Source organism: Victivallis lenta (assembly GCF_009695545.1).
Taxonomy (GTDB): domain Bacteria; phylum Verrucomicrobiota; class Lentisphaeria; order Victivallales; family Victivallaceae; genus Victivallis; species Victivallis lenta.
In genome coordinates, this window is record NZ_VUNS01000001.1 from 322,280 (window position 1) to 342,758 (window position 20,479).

The 20,479-nt window shown below is 59.5% G+C and carries 16 protein-coding genes; 10 read left to right on the top strand and 6 right to left on the bottom strand.

Annotated elements, in window-relative coordinates:
- Positions 1–6 precede the first annotated feature (6 nt).
- The 4 genes from FYJ85_RS22890 to FYJ85_RS01300 all read left to right on the top strand — a co-directional run bounded on the left by FYJ85_RS22890 (position 7) and on the right by FYJ85_RS01300 (position 7,792).
- The gene (locus FYJ85_RS22890; RefSeq protein WP_206212913.1) at positions 7–810 is read left to right on the top strand and encodes a type II secretion system protein; all 804 of its coding nucleotides are present in this window, start codon (positions 7–9) and stop codon (positions 808–810) included.
- Positions 795–4,109, top strand: a complete 3,315-nt coding sequence (locus FYJ85_RS01290) for a glycoside hydrolase family 5 protein (RefSeq protein ID WP_154416743.1) — start codon at positions 795–797, stop codon at positions 4,107–4,109. Before FYJ85_RS22890 ends, FYJ85_RS01290 begins: the two co-directional genes overlap by 16 nt.
- Positions 4,110–4,132: 23 nt before the next feature.
- Positions 4,133–6,241, top strand: coding sequence for a hypothetical protein (locus tag FYJ85_RS01295; RefSeq protein ID WP_154416744.1), 2,109 nt, complete (start codon positions 4,133–4,135; stop codon positions 6,239–6,241).
- 720 nt (positions 6,242–6,961) lie between these two features.
- Positions 6,962–7,792: a helix-turn-helix domain-containing protein gene (locus FYJ85_RS01300; protein WP_154416745.1), complete on the top strand. Its 831-nt coding sequence runs from the start codon at positions 6,962–6,964 to the stop codon at positions 7,790–7,792.
- Between the two features lie 76 nt (positions 7,793–7,868).
- Here the strand turns inward: FYJ85_RS01300 and FYJ85_RS01305 are convergent, their stop codons facing one another.
- From FYJ85_RS01305 to queF, 3 genes are read right to left on the bottom strand one after another with little or no spacing between them, the layout of a single operon-like run.
- Positions 7,869–8,675 (bottom strand): phosphoribosylformylglycinamidine synthase subunit PurQ, encoded by an 807-nt coding sequence (locus tag FYJ85_RS01305; protein ID WP_154416746.1) that lies wholly within the window; start codon positions 8,673–8,675, stop codon positions 7,869–7,871.
- Positions 8,676–8,692: 17 nt separating this feature from the next.
- Positions 8,693–9,919, bottom strand: coding sequence for a bifunctional glutamate N-acetyltransferase/amino-acid acetyltransferase ArgJ (gene argJ, locus FYJ85_RS01310; protein ID WP_158703932.1), 1,227 nt, complete (start codon positions 9,917–9,919; stop codon positions 8,693–8,695).
- Positions 9,912–10,346: a preQ(1) synthase gene (queF, locus tag FYJ85_RS01315; RefSeq protein ID WP_106053207.1), complete on the bottom strand. Its 435-nt coding sequence runs from the start codon at positions 10,344–10,346 to the stop codon at positions 9,912–9,914. The genes argJ and queF overlap by 8 nt, the downstream gene beginning before the upstream one ends.
- A gap of 216 nt (positions 10,347–10,562) precedes the next feature.
- Here queF and FYJ85_RS01320 point away from each other — a divergent pair, with 216 nt between their 5' ends.
- The 6 genes from FYJ85_RS01320 (at position 10,563) to FYJ85_RS01345 (ending at position 15,307) form a co-directional block, all read left to right on the top strand.
- Positions 10,563–10,994: an exosortase system-associated protein, TIGR04073 family gene (locus FYJ85_RS01320; RefSeq protein ID WP_106053208.1), complete on the top strand. Its 432-nt coding sequence runs from the start codon at positions 10,563–10,565 to the stop codon at positions 10,992–10,994.
- 184 nt (positions 10,995–11,178) lie between these two features.
- Positions 11,179–12,279, top strand: a complete 1,101-nt coding sequence (gene ychF, locus FYJ85_RS01325; RefSeq protein WP_106053209.1) for a redox-regulated ATPase YchF — start codon at positions 11,179–11,181, stop codon at positions 12,277–12,279.
- Positions 12,280–12,449: 170 nt separating this feature from the next.
- Entirely contained in the window at positions 12,450–12,836 is a 387-nt protein-coding gene (locus FYJ85_RS01330) for a TraR/DksA family transcriptional regulator (RefSeq protein ID WP_106053210.1), read from the top strand.
- A 27-nt stretch (positions 12,837–12,863) separates the two neighbouring features.
- Positions 12,864–13,379 carry a signal peptidase II gene (gene lspA / locus FYJ85_RS01335; RefSeq protein ID WP_154416747.1) on the top strand — a complete coding sequence of 172 codons (516 nt, stop codon included), beginning with the start codon at positions 12,864–12,866 and terminating at the stop codon, positions 13,377–13,379.
- A 63-nt stretch (positions 13,380–13,442) separates the two neighbouring features.
- Positions 13,443–14,924, top strand: a complete 1,482-nt coding sequence (locus tag FYJ85_RS01340) for an NAD(P)H-hydrate dehydratase (protein ID WP_206212914.1) — start codon at positions 13,443–13,445, stop codon at positions 14,922–14,924.
- Between the two features lie 107 nt (positions 14,925–15,031).
- Positions 15,032–15,307: a hypothetical protein gene (locus FYJ85_RS01345; protein WP_154416749.1), complete on the top strand. Its 276-nt coding sequence runs from the start codon at positions 15,032–15,034 to the stop codon at positions 15,305–15,307.
- 86 nt (positions 15,308–15,393) lie between these two features.
- Here FYJ85_RS01345 and FYJ85_RS01350 read toward each other — a convergent pair whose 3' ends face one another.
- The 3 genes from FYJ85_RS01350 to FYJ85_RS01360 are packed head-to-tail and all read right to left on the bottom strand — an operon-like array spanning position 15,394 to position 20,465.
- Positions 15,394–18,558 carry a glycoside hydrolase 5 family protein gene (locus FYJ85_RS01350; RefSeq protein WP_154416750.1) on the bottom strand — a complete coding sequence of 1,055 codons (3,165 nt, stop codon included), beginning with the start codon at positions 18,556–18,558 and terminating at the stop codon, positions 15,394–15,396.
- Between the two features lie 46 nt (positions 18,559–18,604).
- A complete protein-coding gene (locus tag FYJ85_RS01355; protein ID WP_154416751.1) occupies positions 18,605–19,348 on the bottom strand; it encodes a type II secretion system protein in 744 nt (247 codons plus the stop codon).
- A 28-nt stretch (positions 19,349–19,376) separates the two neighbouring features.
- Complete coding sequence (locus FYJ85_RS01360) at positions 19,377–20,465, bottom strand: substrate-binding domain-containing protein (protein ID WP_106053215.1); 1,089 nt, start codon at positions 20,463–20,465, stop codon at positions 19,377–19,379.
- Positions 20,466–20,479 lie beyond the last annotated feature (14 nt).

The window sequence follows — 20,479 nt, forward strand, 5'->3', positions numbered from 1 at the left end:
TGCTTCATGGGTATCAAAAAGGTTACAAGGGCTGAATCACAAGAGGAATTCATCATGAAACATCCGGTTCCCGCCTCGCAACGTTCCATTTTTACATTGATTGAATTGTTAGTCGTGATTGCGATCATCGCCATTCTTGCCTCCATGCTGCTGCCGGCCCTGAACCAGGCGCGCGAGCGTGCCAAAACCATTTCCTGCACCAACAACCTGAAACAGCACGGTCTGAGCTGGGCCGCGTATCAATCCGGCAACGACGATTATTTCATAGCCCAGACACAGACTTGGGGACATGCGTTTTACATGGCGGGAATGCTGTCAGTTCCCACATTCGCCTGCCCGAACCAGAGGAACAGCGCGTGGGTCAGTGGAACTCAGCAGACCGATATTGCAAACTGGACCTCCAACAACTTTTCTCTGGGGACCCAGTATGCGTTCAACTACCGTTTTTTAAGTGACGGCAAAGTCACGCAGATCCGCAAGCCGTCGGATACCATTCTGCAAATTGAAGCGCGGAGAGGAAGCACAGCCTCCATTGAGGATACCGGTTACTGCATTACGACCGGTTATATCGCGGTAAATACCAATCCATACAGCGGCCAGGTCTATCCCGGACACAACAATAGCCAGACCATCAATGCGCTGTGGGTCGACGGCCATGTGATATCGGCAAAGCTCTCCAAACCCGGAATCGCCGGAGTGCAGACGGCCATGGCCGATGTGGACGGCGCAGTGTTCCGCGCCAAGGCGGCGACCTGGCTGCCGACACCTTGCGTCACCAGGCAGGGAGAATCCAAATGGGACCGCTTCTGAAAATGAATTTCCGCTACCCTGTCCTTGCCGTTGTGCTGGCAATCGGAAATCTTCTGCCGGCCGCTCCGCAAATGGCGGTCACCCGCGATGCCGATGGAGTCATCCACGCCGGCGACAGCGATTTCAGGATCGTTCACTGGAATAAATCCTGGAGCGGCACGCTTCAGAACAATCGCAGCGTCATCCTTTCCGGCGAAGGCGGCGACAATATCAGCGGCAAAGGCATTCGGCGCACCGGAACCTTCAACGTCGCCGGCGGCGCATTCCGCTATGCGGAAACCGTGCAATCCCCGGCTCCCAATCGGCTTGATGTGGAATATGAGCTGGACTCCGATACCCCGGTGCCGACCGCCATGGTCGCTCTCTGCGCCACGTTTCCCGCGGATACGCTTCTGAAGCGTATGCCGAAATACAACGGAAAACCATTTGCGATTCCCGAGGCGTTTGACGAGAAACGCTTTCAGATCTGGACCGAAACCAGGAAACTTAACACACTGGAACTGCCGCTGCCGTCGGGAATCCTTGTGATTCGCGGAAGATTCTCGGCGATGTGGCAGGACAACCGCAAATACGGGGAAAATAATGCCCAGCTGCGACTCTGTTTCCTGCCGGAAATGAATGGCGGCATCCGCCATGCCGAAGCCGCATTCTCGTTTGAAATGTGCCCGTATGAAGTGATTCCGCTGGACCTGTCATCGGCAATGAACATGGGATTCAAGGATGAATGCGCAGATGACCAAAAGGGCGGCTGGACCGATCAGGGCCCCGACAACGACCTTGCCATGATGAAGCCCGGCGCTCAATCCATGGGCGGAATCACATTCCGGATCGTCGACCCGGAAAAAAATCAGGGCAGATCCTGCATCGCGCTTCGCGGCCGGCAGCGGGAATATTTCCCCGCAGAAGCCAGAGTCAAGGTCAACGGACAGGGGCGGACGCTCTTCCTCCTCAACGGCCTTGCGTGGCCTCCGGCCCGGAATCAGGTCTGCGGTGAAATCGAAATCGTTTACGACGACAACTCCTGTCAACGGGTGGAATTGCACAACGGCATCGACACCGGTAATTTCTGGTTCCCCTCCCCGCTGAAAAACGGCGTCGTCGTCTGGGAAAATATGAATGCGACTTCCAATATCGGCCTGTACGCCACCGGAATCCCGCTGAAAAACCAGCCGGTGAAGGAGCTGTGCTTCCGAAGCCGCGGCACGGTCTGGATGATCGTTGCGGCCTCCATCGCCAAAACGGAAATGAAACCCGAACTGGCCGGCCCCATCGAGATCAGAGCCAACGCCGTCTGGGGAGCCATTGAGCAGGACAATGACGTTATTCCGGGTTCCATCGCCGACTTTTCGAATCTTCTCGATGCACCGGCGGGAAAATACGGTTTCTGCCGTGTCAACGGCGATCATTTCGAATTCACGGACCGGCCGGGAATCCCGGTGCGGTTCTGGGGAACCAACCTGACCTTCCTTGCCAACTTCCTGAGTCATGCGGAAACAGACCGAATGGTTGACCGGATCGCCGCTGCCGGTATGAATATCGTGCGGCTGCATCACTTCGATCAGGAATATGCGGCCGGAACATATTGCAAAATCGCAGACTTCATGGAACGGCGCGACCGGATCGATTATCTCGTTGCCGCCTGCAGGAAACGCGGCATCTATCTGACACTGGATTTGTACACCTACCGTTTTGTGAACGGCAAGGAGTTCGGGTACCCCGACCGCCGCCTGACGCCCCTGGAATACAAGGCGCTGGTTCTTTTTGATTCCAGGGTGCGGGAAGATTTTCTGGCCTTCACCAAATCCCTGGTGGAGCCGGTCAATCCCTACACCAATCTGGCCTGGAAAGACGATCCGGCTTTTGCGTTCATCGGGTTGATCAACGAAACCATGCTCCCGGATTCGGTGGAACGCAGTCCGCTTCTGCAGAAAATCGTCGATCGGCAATTTGCGGCGTACGCCGCAGAACACAAGCTCGATGTCACCCCCGATAACCGGAACACGCTCCGGGAGCGCTTCGTCATGGAGAAGACCCGCACCAGTGTGGCGGAGCTGGCGGAGGAAGTTCGGAAACTCGGGATCAAGATTCCGCTCACCGACCTCAACGTGGGTTGCGACCCGCGCATCGGCATCATGCGGAATGATCTGGAATTTGCCGATAACCACATGTACTGGGGGCATCCCACCTATCTCAGGAAACTTTGGCAGCCGCCGGTGGCCATCACCGCCGCCAGTGCCGCGGGAGCGTTTGCCGGCGGACTCAACGTGATGTTCCCCGCCAGGATGTTCGGAGTGCCCTACACCATCACGGAATGGAATTTCGTTGATCCCAACCCCTATAATGTCGAAGGCGCATTTCTGACCGGAGCATATGGCGCACTCCAGAATTATGCGGGCTTCTGCCGCTTTGAATGGGGAATCGTGGCGGATCGCAGCAAAATGGGCGGATTCGGGTTCTGCAACGATCCCCTGCAGCTGCTGGCAATGCGAGCCGGAAGCTGTTTTTTCCTGCGCGGGGACGTGCGTTCCGCGACAACGGCAATCCCGATGCAGGTTCCCAAAGTGCTGCCCGAAAATCCCGGCTGGCGGAGATTCCCCGAAGTCATGCAGCGGCTCGGGCTGCTGGTGAAAACCGGCATGCTGGTTCAAGGGAGTCCAATCCCGGCGGGAACCCGTGCATTCATCGCCCCCGAAGCCATGCCGGATATCGATGGGAAACCGGTATTTTCCGGACATTTTGCTTCAGATGTGTTGACGGCTATGGCGGCAGGCAATATTATCCCTGCACGGCTCATCGATTTGAAAAAAGGCCGGTTCACCTCGGAAACCGGCGAGATTGAGCTGGTTTCCACGCAAAGAAGCCTCAAGGTTGCAACCGGCAGGAGTGAAGCGGTTCTCGGTGATGCCGGAACGGAATTCCACGGCAAATTTGCCCGGGTGAAAATTCAGGAGGCATTCGGCGCCGTACTGATTGCCGCCCGGGACAACAGGCCGCTGACGGAAAGCCGCCGGATCTTCATCTGTCACCTGACCGACCTGAAGGGCGACGGGATGCGCTTTCTTGACCGCGGCATGTCCATTGTCGATGACTGGGGGACGGATACCATGCTGATGAGACGCGGCAGTGCCGAGATCACGCTGAAAGGCGGAGCCGGAATGAAGCTCTACGCCTGCACCACCGCCGGGAAGCGTCTCTTCCCGGTTTCGACGACCCCCGGCGGCGACGGCGGAATCTCGTTCCTCGCCAGAAATTTCGTTGGCGATCAGGCCGTCTGCGTTTACGAACTGACTGCGGAATAAAACAACTGAAAAGGAAATCGTTTATGAAGCCGATGGATGACGACATTCACTCCCGGCAGCGAACCGGATGGAAGGTGCTTGCTTCCAATTCGGCCTTCTTTTCGAAGCTGGGTTTCACCTACGATCCGCCGCGTTTTGATGCAAACGGCGAACTGATCCGTTTCTACGACACCGAAAGGATGCTCCGCTACCACCGCGAGATGTTCGCCCGCGGTGTGAAGCTCCACTCTTCGCTGTTATTTTCCGGCTGGATCGGTGACGGAAAATTCGATTATGCCGAAACCGACCGGGTGCTGTCCGCAATTGCCTCGCTGGGGCCGGGAGTGCGCTATCTGCCCCGCGTCAAGTTCAATGCTCCGCTGGACTGGGGGAAAAACCACCCGGAGGAGCTCTGTGTCTACTTCGACGGTCCCCGGGACCGGGAAGGGATCCGGAATCTCGCCGGAGGTCTGCGTCAGGATATTCTGGGCTACGACGGCGACGGCTACTACGCCATCAATTACCGCGATGACCGCCCCAACCGCAATGGTCTCATTGCCAATCAGAGTTTTTCCTCCGAAGTCTGGCGGCGGGATGCGGTTGACGCCCTGATCCGGCTGATCCGCCACGTTCAGGCAACGCCGTGGCACGATATGATTATCGGCTGGCACATCGCTTACGGCAACTGCGGCGAAACCGCGTTGTGGGGCGGCTTCAATCAGCCGGTGATGAGAACGGGCGACTTCGGGATCTCCCATCGCAAAGCATTTTTCGACTGGGGGATGAAGTGTTACGGATCGCTGAAAAAAATGCGCGAAACCTGGCTGCTGCCGGAATTGACCCGGGAGAACATCGAACCGCCGCCGCCGTCCCTGCGGCAGGGCGGCACCCGGAATGCCGAAGAATTTTTCCGAACCTCTCCCGCGGCTCAAATCTGCATCGACTATGACCGTTTTCTTTGCGAAAAAGATGCGGAATCCCTTGAAATTCTCTGCCGGGCAGCCAAAACAGCCGATGACAGGCCGGCGGGAGGTTTTTATGGATATTACCTGACGCTGCCCCGGGCGGCCTATGCCGGTCACTGCGCCTATGACAGGGTTTTGAATTCTCCGTGGATTGATTTTCTCTGTGCTCCGGCCGGATATTACCGCCGGGGGGTCGGGGAACCCGGCGGCGAACAGGTTTGCGCCCAGTCGATCACCCGCCGCAAGCTCTTTCTGGACGAACTGGATCTGCGTACCCATCTGGCGCAGGAAAAACCCCGTGCCGCCAACTGGCCGGAAACCCGCTATCTATTGTGGCGCGAATTCGCCCGATGCCTGATGTATGACAATAATTTCTGGTGGATGGATCTGGGCGGCGGCTGGTTCGATTCCCCGGAGATCGCGGCGGAAATCGGCAAGCTCGAAAAACTGGCGCGCCGCCTGCGGAAACGTTCTGTGCCGCATTTCCCGGCACAGGTGCTGATACTGTCCAGCGACGAGGCGTTTCTGTATCATCGTCCCAGTTTCGATCTGCACCGCGATCTGATGCAGGAAACGCCGGCCGAGCTTCAACTGTGCGCGGTGACAATCGACCATTACCGCACTTCCGATCTGAACTCCTTGCCGCTGGACCGCTATCGTCTTGTGATCATTCTGAATTCCTTTGAACCGGATTCCGATGCGGCGGCAATATTGGCAAAAGGAGTTGCTGCGGAAACACCGATTCTCTGGATGTACGCTTCAGGCCGGGTTCACGGCGACGATCCATCCGGCTTGCCTTTGAAGGCCTTTACGCCGCCGCCGGAGTTCGGAATCAAATTCGGGAATTTGCCGGAGCGGCGGTTTCTGAGCGAAGAACATGAATATCCGATGTTCGGCATAGATGTCTCCGATTCCGAAGATATTACAGTTCTGGCACGCTACTCGGACGGAACTCCCGCCGCAGCCGAATGCCGGCGGAATGGACGCCTGACGCTCCGGGTTGCAGTACCGCTTCTTAGCAAGTTCGAGTTCCGGGAGATTCTTCGCCGCGCCGGAATCCAACCGTACCGGGAGGGCTTTGCCGCCTGTTACGGAAATGACCGGTTCCATGGAATCTTTGAAGACGGAGGCTCGTCATTCGAATTTTACGAAAAATTGCCTGGAAATCAAAGCCGGCATCTGGCTTGACGGAGCTTCCCACAAATTTGCAGACAAATGTTCGACTGGAACAAACTCCAGGTCGGGCGCTCTTCCGGATTTCATCGGCCGTGCCGCGCGGCACGAAGCCGGATATTCTCCGTTCCAGCCGGACAGATTCGGAGCCGGATTTTCATTCCGCCGGCCTCCCAGTCTCCCGGCACAATGAAATCGATGTAAGACAGCCTCCCGTCACCGATCCATGCCGCAGAATCGTCGTTCCCGGTTCCCCGCGAAACCATCTCTCGAAATCAATACTCTTATTATTCGCATAAACCATCTGTTTTCACTTCACTTTTGCGGTAATCGTCCGGAGCACCCGAAAATAAACTTAATGAATAGATAATTTTATTGATCTTCGACATTCCCTCTCCGGACAGAACGGAATTCCGGGCCGTTTTTCAAAACAGCCGCTTCGGAAATTTTTGAAAACACGGGAGCCGCGAAGCATGAAACATGATGGACGTTTGCGGTTTCCGGTACATCGGACCGCCGCCGCCGGAAAAGCCCGCGGCCGGAATTCCTCAGCCGGAACGATCCGAGCGCACGAAAGCGCCTTTCCGCCGTTTATTATTATAAGTCCAAACAGATTCACTCGATAAAATTATTGTCACATTTTCATAATTGTCCGGTTTTTCGACTTGTATTTGCGAATTGTATTCATTATATTGTCCTCGGTATCCGATAACGATTAAAACAGGGAAAACAGAAATGGGTGCAATATATAATAATAAGGACAAGTTCAGCTATTCCCTTTTGCGGGACTATCATTCGCTCCTGGAACTGCGGCTGCTGGAACTTGCCAACGCGCGTTTCGTATGGAAGGGAAAGAACTCTTTTTCGTTCAACCGCTGCTTCCTGATGCTCGAAGGCGGCGGCCGCATGATCAACCATACCGCGAACCAGGAATACGAGCTGCGGCCCGGCTATGCGTATTTCATTCCGCCCAGGGTGGAGCTCTCTTATGATTTCCAGCCCGGCATCAGTCTGCTGAGTTTGCATTTCCAGCTTTATATCCTGCCGGGCGTCGACGTCTTCGACGGTGAAACCCGCTGCCAGGAGCTGACGCTTGATCCGGACCGGCTGAAGGAGTTCGCCTGCGTCATGGCGAAATCGCCGGACTGGGACGCATTCTGCCGGTTCGAATCCCTGATCTGGAAGCTGCTCTCCGGCATCAGGGAACCCGATTCGAAACGGCTTGAAAAGCTGACCAGCCTGCATGAAAAATACGGCAAGGTTCTGCAGTACATTCACAGCAACATCAGCGCCGACATGGGGGTGGAGGAGATCGCGCGGGAAGCGGGCGTCAAGCGGGACACCTTCTCGCGCCATTTCTCCAACGACTTCGAGGTTCCGCTCAAAACCTTCATCATGAACGAGCTGGTCGCCATCTCGGAGCGTTATCTGCTGCACAGCGAACTGCCGGTGCGCGAGATCGCTTCGGAGCTGAAATTCAGCAGCGAATTCTATTTCTCGACCTTCTTCAAACGGCTGAAGGGCGTCTCCCCGACCCAGTTCCGCGCGATGCGCCGGAAAATCTGACCGGAAAGTCAGGTCCCACGGAAAAAACAGCGCCTCCCGCTTCAAATGAAACGGGAGGCGCCGTCGTGTCGATTTCTCAGAAATGGTCGGCGATATAATCGACCGCATTGCGGAAAAACACCACGCCTTCGCCTTCGCGCGGCAGCTTGCCCGCCGCCTTGTCGAACGTCCAGGTCGGGGAGTTGTAGGGCGACAGAAACGCCTCCGGATGCGGCATCAGGCCGAAAACGCGGCCGGTCGGATCGCAGATGCCGGCGATGGAATTCAGCGAGCCGTTCGGATTCGCGGGGAATTCGGTCGCCGGCGTGCCGTCCTGATTCACATAACGCACCGCGGCCAGGTGACGCGCCTCGATCTCCCCGAGAACCGCGTCGTCAACGACGAACTTGCCCTCTCCATGGCGCAGCGGCAGGCGGATCTTGTCGATCCCCTTCGTGAACACGCAGGGCGATGCCGGGTCGGCCTTCAGGATGCACCAGTCGTCGCGGAAGACCCCCGAATCATTGTGGGCCAGCGCCGCGGTCTGCGTGAAATAGTCGCCGTCGAGCGCCGGGACCATGCCGAGGCGGGTCAATGTCTGGAAACCGTTGCAGACGCCCATCACCAGTTTGCCGTCCGCAATGAACTTCTCGAGCTGGTCGCGCAGTCTGAACTTGACGCGGTTCGCAAAGATCGTCCCGGAGCCGAGATGATCGCCGAACGCGAAGCCGCCGATGAAGATCAGGAACTGATATTCGCCGAGCGTATGTTTCCCGGCGATCAGGTCGTTGAGGTGAACCAGTTCGGGAGTCGCGCCGACCAGCCTGCACGCCGCGGCGGTCTCACGCTCGCAGTTCAGCCCGAATCCGGTGATGATCAATACTTTGACATCAGATCTTTTCATGTATGATACCCTGAATTTTAGGTGTGGTAATCCGCGTTGATTTTGACATACTCGTAGGAGATGTCGTTGGTCCAGACCCAGTAGCTTTCGTCACCGTCGTGCAGGTCGACCGAGACGGTGAATTCCCGTTTCCGGACGATATCGACGAGATCCGATTCGGGAGTGCCGGCGTCTCCGCCCTCCCGCACGACCGGAACGCCGTCGTAAAAGACATCGACCTTCTCCGGCTTGAACTTCGCGCCGGAATAGCCGAGTGCCGCGACAACGCGGCCCCAGTTCGGGTCGCCGCCGAACCAGGCGGTCTTGCAGAGCAGCGAATTCGCGACCGACTCCGCGCAGAGTTTCGCATCTTCCGTGCTGCGCGCGTTGAACACCTCGACGTGAACGAACTTCGTCACCCCCTCGCCGTCCATGACCATCTCGCGGGCGAGCTGCTGCATGACGGCGAGCAGCGCCTCGCGGAAGGTCGCGGCCTGCGGCGTATCCGGCCGGATTTCGACGCCGGAGAGGCCGTTCGCCATGGCGATGACCGTGTCGTTCGTGCTCATGTCGCCGTCGATGGTGATCCGGTTGAACGACTGCGCGACGTTCTCCTCGATCATGTCGGAAAGCAGCGCATTCGAAATCTTCACGTCGGTCGTGATGTAGCAGAGCATCGTCGCGTGCGGAACTTTCAGCGACGGGTCGATCATGCCGGCCCCCTTGGTCATCGCACCGATGCTGCAGACGACGCCGTCAAGTTCGAGCTCGACCGCGATCGACTTCGGCACGGTGTCGGTGGTCATGATCGCCTGCGCGGCGAGCTCGCCGCCCTCCTCCGAAAGCGACGCGACCGCAAGCTCGATCCCCTTCTTGACCGTATCCATCGGCAGCTGGGTGCCGATCCGGCCGGTGGAGGAGACCACCACCTCGTTCGAGTTGATGCCGAGTTTGTTGGCGGCCAGCACGCAGGTGGCTTCGGCATTCGAAATGCCGGTGTCCCCGGTGCAGGCGTTCGCGTTGCCGGAGTTGATGACCGCCGCGCGGATCGTGTCGCAGAACAGCACGCGCTTGCGGCAGACCTGAACCGGAGCGGCCGCAAAAGTGCAGCTAGTGAAAGCTCCGGCGAAGTTGGCCGGCACGTCGCTGACGAGCATCGCGAAATCGGGAGCGCCGCTCCGCTTGAAGCCGGCCGTGACGCCGGCGGCCCGGAAACCGCGCGGAGTCGTAACCGACCCGTTGGCAAGACGTTTGAAACTACTCATCGATTTTATCTCCGTAGGTTGCTTTGACATTGATCGCGATGCCGCCGCGCGGACGGAACCGGCCGATGACCTCGGCCCGGCGCGGCGAACAGGTTTTCACCACGGCGTCGAGAATCGTGTTGACCGACTCCTCGTGGAAGGTATTCGTATTGCGGAACGAATACAAGTAGAGTTTCAGCGATTTGCTCTCGATGCACTTTTTGTCCGGCACGTACCGCACGATGATGTGCCCGAAGTCCGGCTGGCCGGTCACCGGGCAGAGCGAGGTGTATTCCGGGCAGTCGAACTCGATGACGTAGTCGCGGTCGGCGTAGACGTTCTCAAACGCCTCAAGCCGCGCGGCGTCGGGGGAGTTCGGATAGTTGCGTTCCGAGGCCGACAGCAGCGTCAGGTCGCGAAACCGTTCCCGGTTCTTTTCGGAGTTCATATCGGTCCTGTTTTGTAATAAGTTCAAGTTTCTGGATATTTTCCCTATAAAATAGCATCTTTTCGGAGTATTTTCGATATTAAACTGAAAAAATGAGATTTTTTTTCTTGAATTTTGTGGAATCAGTCATTATATTGCACTCAGGATTGGGAAGAATAAGGTTATCGTGACAGACGATTTATGTCCGTAAATTAAACTTGTGAGGGATGAACCAAAATGAAATTCGGTAAGACAATTCTGGCGTCGGCGATTTTTGCTGTGATGGTGATCGGTGCGTCGACCTCCCAGGCGGCTGACGATCCGTGGATCATGAAACCGGTCGAAAAGCTCGGCCGCGGCATCGCCAACGTTGCATTCGGTCCCCTCGAAATCCTGATGAAAGGTTATGACGTCACGCAGGAAATGGGCGGCATCGCCGGCCTGACCTACGGCCCGCTGAAGGGCGTCAGCTATACGATCGCCCGTGAAATCGTCGGCGTGGTCGATATCGTGACCTTCCCGTTCCCGCTGCCCGGCTGCCCGGACGACCCGAACGACGCCGGCTGGGGCTACGGACCGATCATGCGCCCGGCATGGGTGGTCGACATCCAGCACAACTGGGGCGACTTCGTCTACGATTCGAACGCGATCGTCTCCAGCGACTACTGAGTCTGTCGCCGGTATTTGATTCCGCTTCCGGAAGCTTTCGGGTTTCCGGAAGTTTTTTTATGCCCCGTCCGCCGGGAGTCCGACGCACCCGGCTTGAAAGAGCAGTCATGTTGTGATATATTATTGATTTTATGAATCATGGAAGCGACGGGGCGGAGCCCTCATCAACAACGGACTGTGAATTATGAGCTTTTCCTGCGGATTCGTCGGGCTGCCGAATGTCGGAAAGTCCACTTTGTTCAATGCATTGTGCAAGGGGGGCGCCGAAGCGGCCAACTTCCCGTTCTGCACGATCGAGCCGAATACCGGCATCGTGCCGGTGCCGGATGAACGGCTCCAGGTCCTTTCGGATCTCGAAAAATCGGGGCGCATCGTCCCCTCCACGCTGAAATTCATCGACATCGCCGGACTGGTCAAAGGGGCGAGCCAGGGCCAGGGGCTCGGCAACCAGTTTCTCGGACATATCCGCAGCGTCGACGCGATCGCCCATGTCGTGCGGCTCTTCGAGGACGGCGACGTCGTGCATGTCGACGGCAGGATCGACCCGGTGAACGATCTCGACGTGATCCTGACCGAGCTCATGCTCGCCGACCTCGAGTCGCTTGAGAAACGGCGCGACAAGGCGCACAAGCTCGCGCGGGCGAACGATCCCGACGCCAGGCTCGAATACGAGCTCATCAAGTCGCTGGCCGGGCAGCTCGGCGACGGCAGGATTCCGGAATACGACAAAAACAATCCGAAACTGGTTGAATGGGTGAAGGGCTACGGGCTCCTGTCGATGATGCCGGCTTTCGTCTGCGCCAACACCGACGAAGAGAATTTCCGCAACTTCGGCACCTCGGAAAAGGCCAAAGCCCTGGTCGAATTCGCCGCGAAGCACGGCATGGAGGTCGTTCCGGTCTGCGCGAAGCTCGAGGAGGAGCTCGGCCAGCTTGAGGAGGAAGAAGCCGCCATGTTCATGGAGGAGCTCGGAATCAAAGAGACCGGTCTCGCCCGGGTGATCCGCACCGGCTACCGGCTGCTCGATTACATCACCTTCTTCACGGCCGGGCCGATGGAGTCGCGCGCCTGGACGGTCACCCGCGGCACGCCCGCGCCGCAGGCGGCCGGGAAAATCCATACCGACCTCTGCCGCGGCTTCATCCGCATGGAGACGGTTTCGTACGAGGATCTGGTCGCCGCCGGCGGATGGGCGAAAGCGCAGGCGGCCGGAAAGCTCCGGATCGAAGGGAAAGAGTACCTGATTCAGGACGGCGACGTCATCCACGTCCGTTTTTCGGTCTGAGTCATTGAATTCATATGTGAAAATGCTTTAGCGGGAATAGTTTTTCCTGTTTCATCATTGAAAAATGATAAAAAAGGTGTATGTTATGATTCCCCGGGGAATGACAACGGTTGCATTCCGGAAAAGGGGCAGAGCACGATTATAACATTTCAGCGATAAGAGGTTCAAGCATGGCGAAAAAGAAAACCGAGCTTGCCTTCGAAGGCAAGGATAAGGAATATTACGAGGCCCTGATGCATGCCCGTGATATCGTGACCAAACAGATGCAATACCATGCCGAAGACGCGCTGGACTGCACCAACGCCGACAAGCGCGGCGTGACCACTCACATGGCCGACGTCTCCAGCGACAACTCGCGGCATGAAATGGAGCTGCGGATGCTGACCGAAGAGGGCAATGTGCTCCAGCTGATCGAAGACGCGCTTCAGCGCCTGGCCGACGGCGAATACGGCCGCTGCCAGGAGTGCGGGGAGATGATCTCCGAAGGGCGTCTCAAGATCCGTCCGTACGCGGTCTTCTGCGTAAAGTGCAAATCCCGGCACGAACAGATGAGGTAGCGTGTGACGGAGCGGTGTTCCGGAACAATGGAGCCGAACTCCCGGCGCGAGCGCACGGTGCTGGGCTGGGCGCTGGGAGTCTCCCTCGCGGCGCTGCTGCTCGACCAATGGACCAAAATCGTCGTCGAGCGGCAGTTTGTCCTCGGAGAGAGCCGGCCGGTCTGGGAGCCGTTCTTTTCGCTGACCTTCGTCCGCAACGAGGGAGCCGCCTGGAGTATTCTGAGCGGCCACGGCTGGTTCCTGCTGCTGGTCGCCGGAGTGGTGACGCTCGGCGTCATCTGGTATTTCCGCCGGCTGGCCGAAGGGTACGCCGAGCGTTATTTCGCGCTGCTGCTCGTACTCGGCGGGGTGGTCGGCAATTCGATCGACCGCATCTGGCGCGGCGCGGTCGTCGATTTCTTCGATTTTCACTGGTATGACAAATTCCGCTGGCCCGTATTCAATGTGGCCGATATCGCGATCTGCATCGGAGTCGGGCTTTTCGTCCTCTCGACCCTGCTGCGGCCGTCGGGAAAGAAGGAGGAGCCGGAGTCCGGCGCTTGAATTCCGGCCCGCCGAATGATATTTTACTCCTGTTCCGAACCAAACGCGAACAGGAGTTTTTTTATGAAGATCATTCGAATCGATACCATGCGGAAGCTCGAACAGCAGGCCATCGCGTCCGGCGTGCCGGGCTACGAACTGATGCGCCGCGCCGGAGAGGGGGCCGCCCGGGAGATCCGCGCCTTCGCCCGCGGCCGTGAATTCGGCCGGGCGGTCGTTCTGGCCGGCCGCGGCAACAACGGCGGAGACGCGCTGGTCGTCGCCGCCCGGCTCGGGCTGCCGGTGACAATCTATGCGACCGGTCCGCTGAATGAACTGCGCGGCGAAGCCGCCGAAGCCGCGCGCGACCTGCCCGAAAACATCGAGGTCCGGGTATGCGACGGCCTGACCGGGCGGGATTTCCGCCGGGACGACCTGATTATCGACGGGCTGCTCGGCACAGGATTTACCGGCGAACTGCGCCCCCGGTTCCGAAACTGGATCGAGACGGCCAACCGTTCCGGCTGCCCGATCGCGGCGCTGGATCTCCCCTCCGGGATCAACGGCGATACAGGCAAGGCCGACTCCGGGCTCGCAATCCGGGCGGAGCTGACCGTCACCTTCGGCTGCCCGAAATGCGGCCTTTTCCGAGCGGACGGTCCGGCGGCTTCCGGGCGGCTGCGGCTGGTCGATATCGGGGTGCCGGAGCCGGAGGAGTCCGAGGGCGAGGCGTTCTTCGCCGCCGACGCGGAGGAACTGCTGCACCGGCCGGCCTACGACACCTACAAGAACCTGCGCGGCCGTCTGCTGATCGCGGCGGGGTCCTCCGATTACAGCGGAGCGGCCGTGCTCTGTTCGCGCGCCGCGCTGCGGGCCGGCGCAGGAATCGTGCGCCTGGCCACTCCGGTGCGGCCTTACGCCGCGCTGCCGGGCGCACTGATCGTCCGCGAAGTCGACACGGCCGCCGGGAGCTTCGACAAGGAGTCGATCCCGGCTCTCGCGGAAATGATGCAGCAGTCCGATGCGGTGGCGGCCGGTTCCGGCTGGAGCCAGTGCCGCGGCAGCGCGGCCGTTCTGTCGGCATTGCAGGAGTTCCCGGGGCCGCTGCTGCTGGACGCCGACGCGCTGAATACGGCGGCGCGGGAACCGCAGCGCTGGCTTCGGCACGGAAAAACCGTCATCACGCCGCATCCGGGCGAAGCGAAACGGCTGGCTGAAGCGTTCGGTGTTCCGCAATTCGAGGATCGCACGAACTTCGCGCTGGCGCTTGCGGCGAAGCTCGACGCCGTGACCGTGCTGAAGGGGCCGCACACCGTCGTCGCCGATCCGTCGGGGCGCTGGAGTCTGAACACCTCCGGCTGCGCGGCACTCGCCACGGCGGGTTCGGGCGACGTGCTGGCCGGGATCATCGGCGCCCTGCTGGCCGGAAATCCGGAGCATCCGTTCGAAATGGCGAAGCTCGGCGTCTTCCTGCACGGCCTCGCCGGTGAAACCGGAAAGGCCGGGCTGATCGCCGACGACCTGCCGGAATTCGCCGCCGAAGCCAAAGCGCGCCTGACCCGGTAATGCCGGAGGCAAAAAACACGTCGGAAACTTGAGGACGGACATGTGTCCGCTCCGCCCGGAAAAATAGCCGGTGCTGCGCCGTTTTTTGCATGACGGCGCGTCTTTTCATGGCCATGGGATACAATAACGGAGGAACATTTGACTGTTTTGCAAAAACTGCTGACTGCCGGATTGCCGGCAGTGGGACTGATGATCGCCGCATGGGCGAATCCGACGCTGAATGTGACGACAGCCGCACCGTGTTGACGGTAGAAGTGCAGCTGAAACCGGACAGCGAATACCGGCTGTGGCTGAATCGCAACGTCAATAAAAACTTTGCCAGCTCCGACGGCGGCGTGCTGCCCGATACGGAATATGTGTTCTACACCGGGCCGGCGCGATGACACCGTGTTGACGGTTCGGCCGCATGGCCCGGCATCGGTCCGGCGACGACCGGAAAAACCGCCGGAATTCCCGGCGGCATCATGGATCAGTCAGCCGTCTCAATGAGGTAGACCATCGTTCCGCCGAACTTCGCGGTGTCGATCCGGAACTTCAGGCCGTCCGCCGTGTATTCCGCGGGGACCTCCCCCTTCGGCACTCCGTCGAGCCCGACGGCCCGGACCGTATGGCGGCCCGGAGCGAGCTTCAGCGTCACATCGGCGGAGGCGCGGCGGATCAGCGCCTCCCTCTTCCCCCAATGCTCGACCGCATTCATCGACTCCGAACTGTAACGGATGTGGCGGCTCGTCACGTCGCTCTGATGGAAGAGCAGAATCCTGCCGCTCTCCCGCAGCGGCCGGCCGTCCATGCCGCTCGCGGTCACGACCTGAAAGGTCGGCGTGCCGTTCGCTATCTGCAGCACGTTCCCGGAAAGGGAGCCGTCGAAAAAGCTCAGGCTCTCGGAACGCGGCGAGACAATCCGCAGCGTCCCCTTCGCGGTATCGTAGACGATCTCGCCGGTCTCGCTGGTCTTGACCGGTTCCCTGACCGCCTGCAATTCGGCGGGGGAGAGCTCCTTCATGAACTCCTTCGGCGTTTTGATGAGCTTTACGCCCGGGAAACCGCGGTTTTCGCGAAGGCTCCCGATGCGGCAGTAGAAACCGAGCATGCCGAAATCAACCGGGAAATTGCTGTCGCCGAGCGCATTCATCTCGCGGAAGGTCGACTCGCCGTACGGCCAGCCGACGCCGGAGGCGGCCGGCTTCACATCTCCGCGCATGAACAGCAGATTCGTCACACGTTCCGCGATCTGCGAAAGGCTGTCCTCGGCGATGTCGAACCGGTTGATCGGCTCCTCGTGACGCACGCCGGTATCGTTGTGGGCCCAGGCGAACCGGTAGAGCCCGTCCCAATCCTGCAGCGCGGCATAAGCGCCGAGGATCGGTCCCGACTCGGCCCGGTGCCGGTTCGGATAAACGAAATTGATCTCGGTCACCGTGAACGGCTTGCCGAAGATGCGCGACGGCATGAGCATGCGCGCCGCCCACGATGCGGTTCTGAGCGCGCTGGTCTGGTTGTGCAGGAACGGGAAGCTCCAGGCGTGTCCCGGCAGAGAATTCGGGTGATCCCAGTAGTTGTGGTTGTCGACAAATGCGAGCGAATCGCGGATCTCCGAAATCGCCGCGTTCTGCTGAAAGTTGATCTCGGTAATCAGCCCCTTGTAGCCGAGTTCGTCGCGGACGAAACCGCTCAGGTCGCGGATCATTTCGACATTCAGGTCGGCCAGATAGCGGTAGAAGAGGCCGCCGCGCGATTCGAGGTTCTCCTTCGTCGCCAGGCCGCGCTCCTCAAGATACGCCCTGTAGCCGTCCAGATAAAGCTGTTTCGCCTTGCCGCTCCAGTTCCCGAAGGTGATGTTCTCGTTCGAGAGCGACACCGCGAAAAGCGCGGGGTCTCCGCCCCAGGTCAGCCCGGTGTATGGGTTGCGGTGGGTCAGCAGATTGCGCACGAACTTCTTCCAGTTCTCCCGAGCGGGGGCGTAGACCGGCAGGAGCTGCTTCATCGCGTAACCGTCGCGCACCGGGGCCTCCGGCAATTCCCCGTCGCGGAAGCGGCGGCTGCAGTAGAGATCGAGCGTGATGTAGATGCCGCGCTCCTTCATGCAGTAGAACAGATAGTCGAGCCGGTCGAGCTTCTCCGGCAGCAGTTCGGTCGAATCGCCCCCCTTCCGGTCCGACAGCGCATCGTCATAGTGGTGAAAGCGGACCGATGTGTAGCCGAGGCGCGCCAGCTCGTCGGCCAGCTTTTCAGCAGTCGGCTTGTCGAGGCAGAGAGCCGAAAAACAGAGGTTCGGGCCATAGAACCGGAACCGTTTCCCCGCCGCTTTTTCCGCGGTGAAATGGCCAGCTTCGTCGGTCGTGATCCAGCCGTACTTTCCGGCCGGCGCGTCGAGCATGCCGGAGAAATCGAGGATCGACCCTGCGACGACCGGCTTCACGGCTTCCATCGGCGCCCACTCCTCACCGGCATCGACGTAATAGATGCTTTCAACGGATTCGGGGCGGGTCACGCCCTCGGCCAGCGTGGCCGCGGCAAGAAGCCAGCCGTCCGTGCCGCCGTTTTCCAATTTCAGCTCCTTCAGACTGCCGGGGCGCAGCGCGAAATACGAGAAGTAGAAGCCGTCGAACGTCGTGTTGTCCGAGGTGGCCAGCGCCCCGTTCGGCAGCCGTCTGAGCGGTTTCTCCGTACCGAACTCCCGGCCGGGCGCGAGATCGAATTTCTGAACGGAGCCGTCGGCATAAACGGCGGTGACGGCAGGAGCGGCGCCGGGACCGGCCGCGTTCTGCAGCAGATAGAGCCCGGAGGCCTTCGCTCCTCCCAGCGGCAGAACGGCCGTTTCCCCCGCCCCGAGCCGCAGCAGGGCGCCGCTTTTCTTCTTCGCATCGCCGAGGCGGAACTTCACGCTGCCGACGGTGAAGTCGCCGCCGTTCGTCCCGTGCCGCCGCAGCAACTGCGCCATTTCGCTGCCGGTCACTTTCGCGGCCGAAGCATCCTCCAGCACAAGCGGCGTCACCGCAAGCGGCGTTACGGAAACCGAAAACTCAAGTTTCGTCTCCTTCACCAGTCCGGACGGCGGAGCGAACAGCAGCCGCAGCGAAAAGTTCGGAACCGAAAATTTACGGTTGTCCTGAATGACGACGGTGAAATCGCCCTTCAGCGCAATCCGCCGGTCGCCGTTCGTAATCTCAAGATCCTTCACGTGATATGCCGGCTCCCGGAAGTTTTCAACTTTGCGCTCCCGGCCGTTGACGACGATCGTTTTACCGTCGAACAGATGGGCGGGGAGCGCAATCGAATAAGCGACGGCCTGGCAGCGGATGCCCTCTTTATTCTTCATGGTCATCGAGTAAGTCGCGGTATCCGGCCCGGCCTCCTTCACCCACTGCTGAATCGTGAAGCCGTCGCTGTTCGGCACCTTGAGTGTCCCCTTGAGCTCATAGACCTTCGCCGAAGGGACCGGGTAGCTCGGTTCCGGCACAATCGAACTTTTCCCCTGAATGCTGACGCGCCAATCCCTGTCGTAAACATTGACTGCGGCGGAAAGGCCGCCAAGCGTCATGGCGCCGGACTCATCCACCGCCACTCCGGGCGGCAATGCGGCAACGGAGAGAGCGAACGCGGCGGCAAAGGCCGTTGAAATCTGTCTGATCATACGATTGTTTCCTCCTGTATTTCGGGACTTATCTGCCGACAAGCTCCTATTTTCTGCGATTCCGGTCAAGCTCTTTCCAGAGATCGCGCATCTCCCACCAGAGCCAGCCGCACTGCGTGGAGGTGACCTGGCTCTTCACGCTGCCGTCCTGATAGCAGACGTTGACTCCGACCGGCGTGTGGCGCCGGCTCTTGAACTGAAGATCGTCGGTGATCATCGGCAGATTCGGCTTGTTCAGGCGGTACGAAGTCCCCGACCACCCCTTGTCGGACGGAAAACCGCTCCTGTAGGTCGTCTCAAGGTCGAACGGCACGAAATAGTATCCGGAACAGAGGTATTTGCTGCCGAGATTCTGATCGTACTTCGAAACGTCATAAAAGTCCTTGTAGTTTGCCACGCCGTCGAAATTTCCGGCGGCGCCGTACAGGTTGGTCAGCAACGGGCAGCCGAACACCTTGCCGCCCGCCAGATACTTCAGCTGGGTCAGCCGCCCCATGCCGTAATAGATATTCCACCCCTTCAGGCGGTTCGCTTTGAGGATGATGTACTCGGGCGTTTCCTTCTTCGGGTCGCCCGGTACGCTGTCGCCCCAGTACGGATTGGTCAGGCCGTTATAGTCGCCCGTGTAGGTGATTGCGGCAAACCCGATCTGCTTGAGGTTGCTCGTGCAGTTCGCGCTCTTGGCGCGGTCCCGCGCCTTCGAGAGCGCCGGCAGCAGCATCGACGCGAGAATCGCGATGATCGCGATAACGACCAGCAGTTCGATCAGGGTGAACAAATGTGCTTTCATAGGGTCCTCCGAAAGTTGGTTGACTTGTCTAAGTGGTTTCCCGGATCATCAGCAACGGCTGGATCAGCTGAATCGTCCGCGGCCGGTTCGGGTGGTCCAGCTGGTTCATCAGGATGCGCAGCGCATGCCGGATCTGCTCCCCGAACGGCTGCCGCATGGCGGTGACCGAAAGCCGCAGCATGCGCTGAACCGCATAATAGTCGTCGTACATCAGCAGCGCCACATCGCGCGGTACTTCAAGGCCGTGTTCCCTCAGTTCGGTCACGGCGCCCAGCGTCGCCCAGTCGCCGTGTACGATCAGCGCATCGAATTTCTGCCCTTCGTCGAGCAGCCGGCGGACGACGGCGGCCCCCTCCTCCTCGATGTACGGGGTGCTCTCATAGTGGCGGCGTTGTTCCGGAGAGGTCAGTCGGAACTCGTCGAGCGCCTGTAGGAAACCCTCCACCTTCTCGCAGTTGATCTTCTCCTGCAGGCTCTTGTGGAGAAAAACGATATTCCGGTAGCCGCGTTCGAGCAGATGGCGCGTCGCGGCATAGGCTCCGTTGAAATTGTCGATCGTGATGTAAGAGATTTCGCGGTCGCCGGCGGGGGCCTGCAGCGCGACGAAATTCCGGCGGCCGCCTTCGAGTGCGTCGATCTCCTCGTCGGAAAGCTGCTTTGCGAAAATGAGTCCGTCGTAGTCGGAGAGATTGATGTTCTGTCGCCCGAACGCCTCCATGAAGCTCTGCTCCTCCGGCCGCATCGTAATCAGGTTGGCCGCGTAATCGTAGATATTGCCGTGGCGGAGCAGGCCGCTCATCAGCTGTCCGAAATACGGATCGACCTCGTCGAAGTCGTTCGCCCGGACCTCAACCGCGACGATTGCGATGTTGCGGCGGCCGGAGAAGCGCACCCCTTCGCTGCTGACATAGGTTCCGTTGCCGCGCACGCGCCGGATCAGCTTGAGTTCCTCGAGCTGACGCAGCCCCGACCGCACGGTGATGCGTGAACAGCCGTACTGCTCGGCCAGCTCAAGCTCGGTCGCCAGACGCGCACCGTTCGGAATCTCTCCGCAGCGGATCGCCTCGTAGAGCTGCCGGAACAGCAGTTCGTTTTTGTTGAGTTCTTTCTGTATCATCCCGGTCTCCCGCT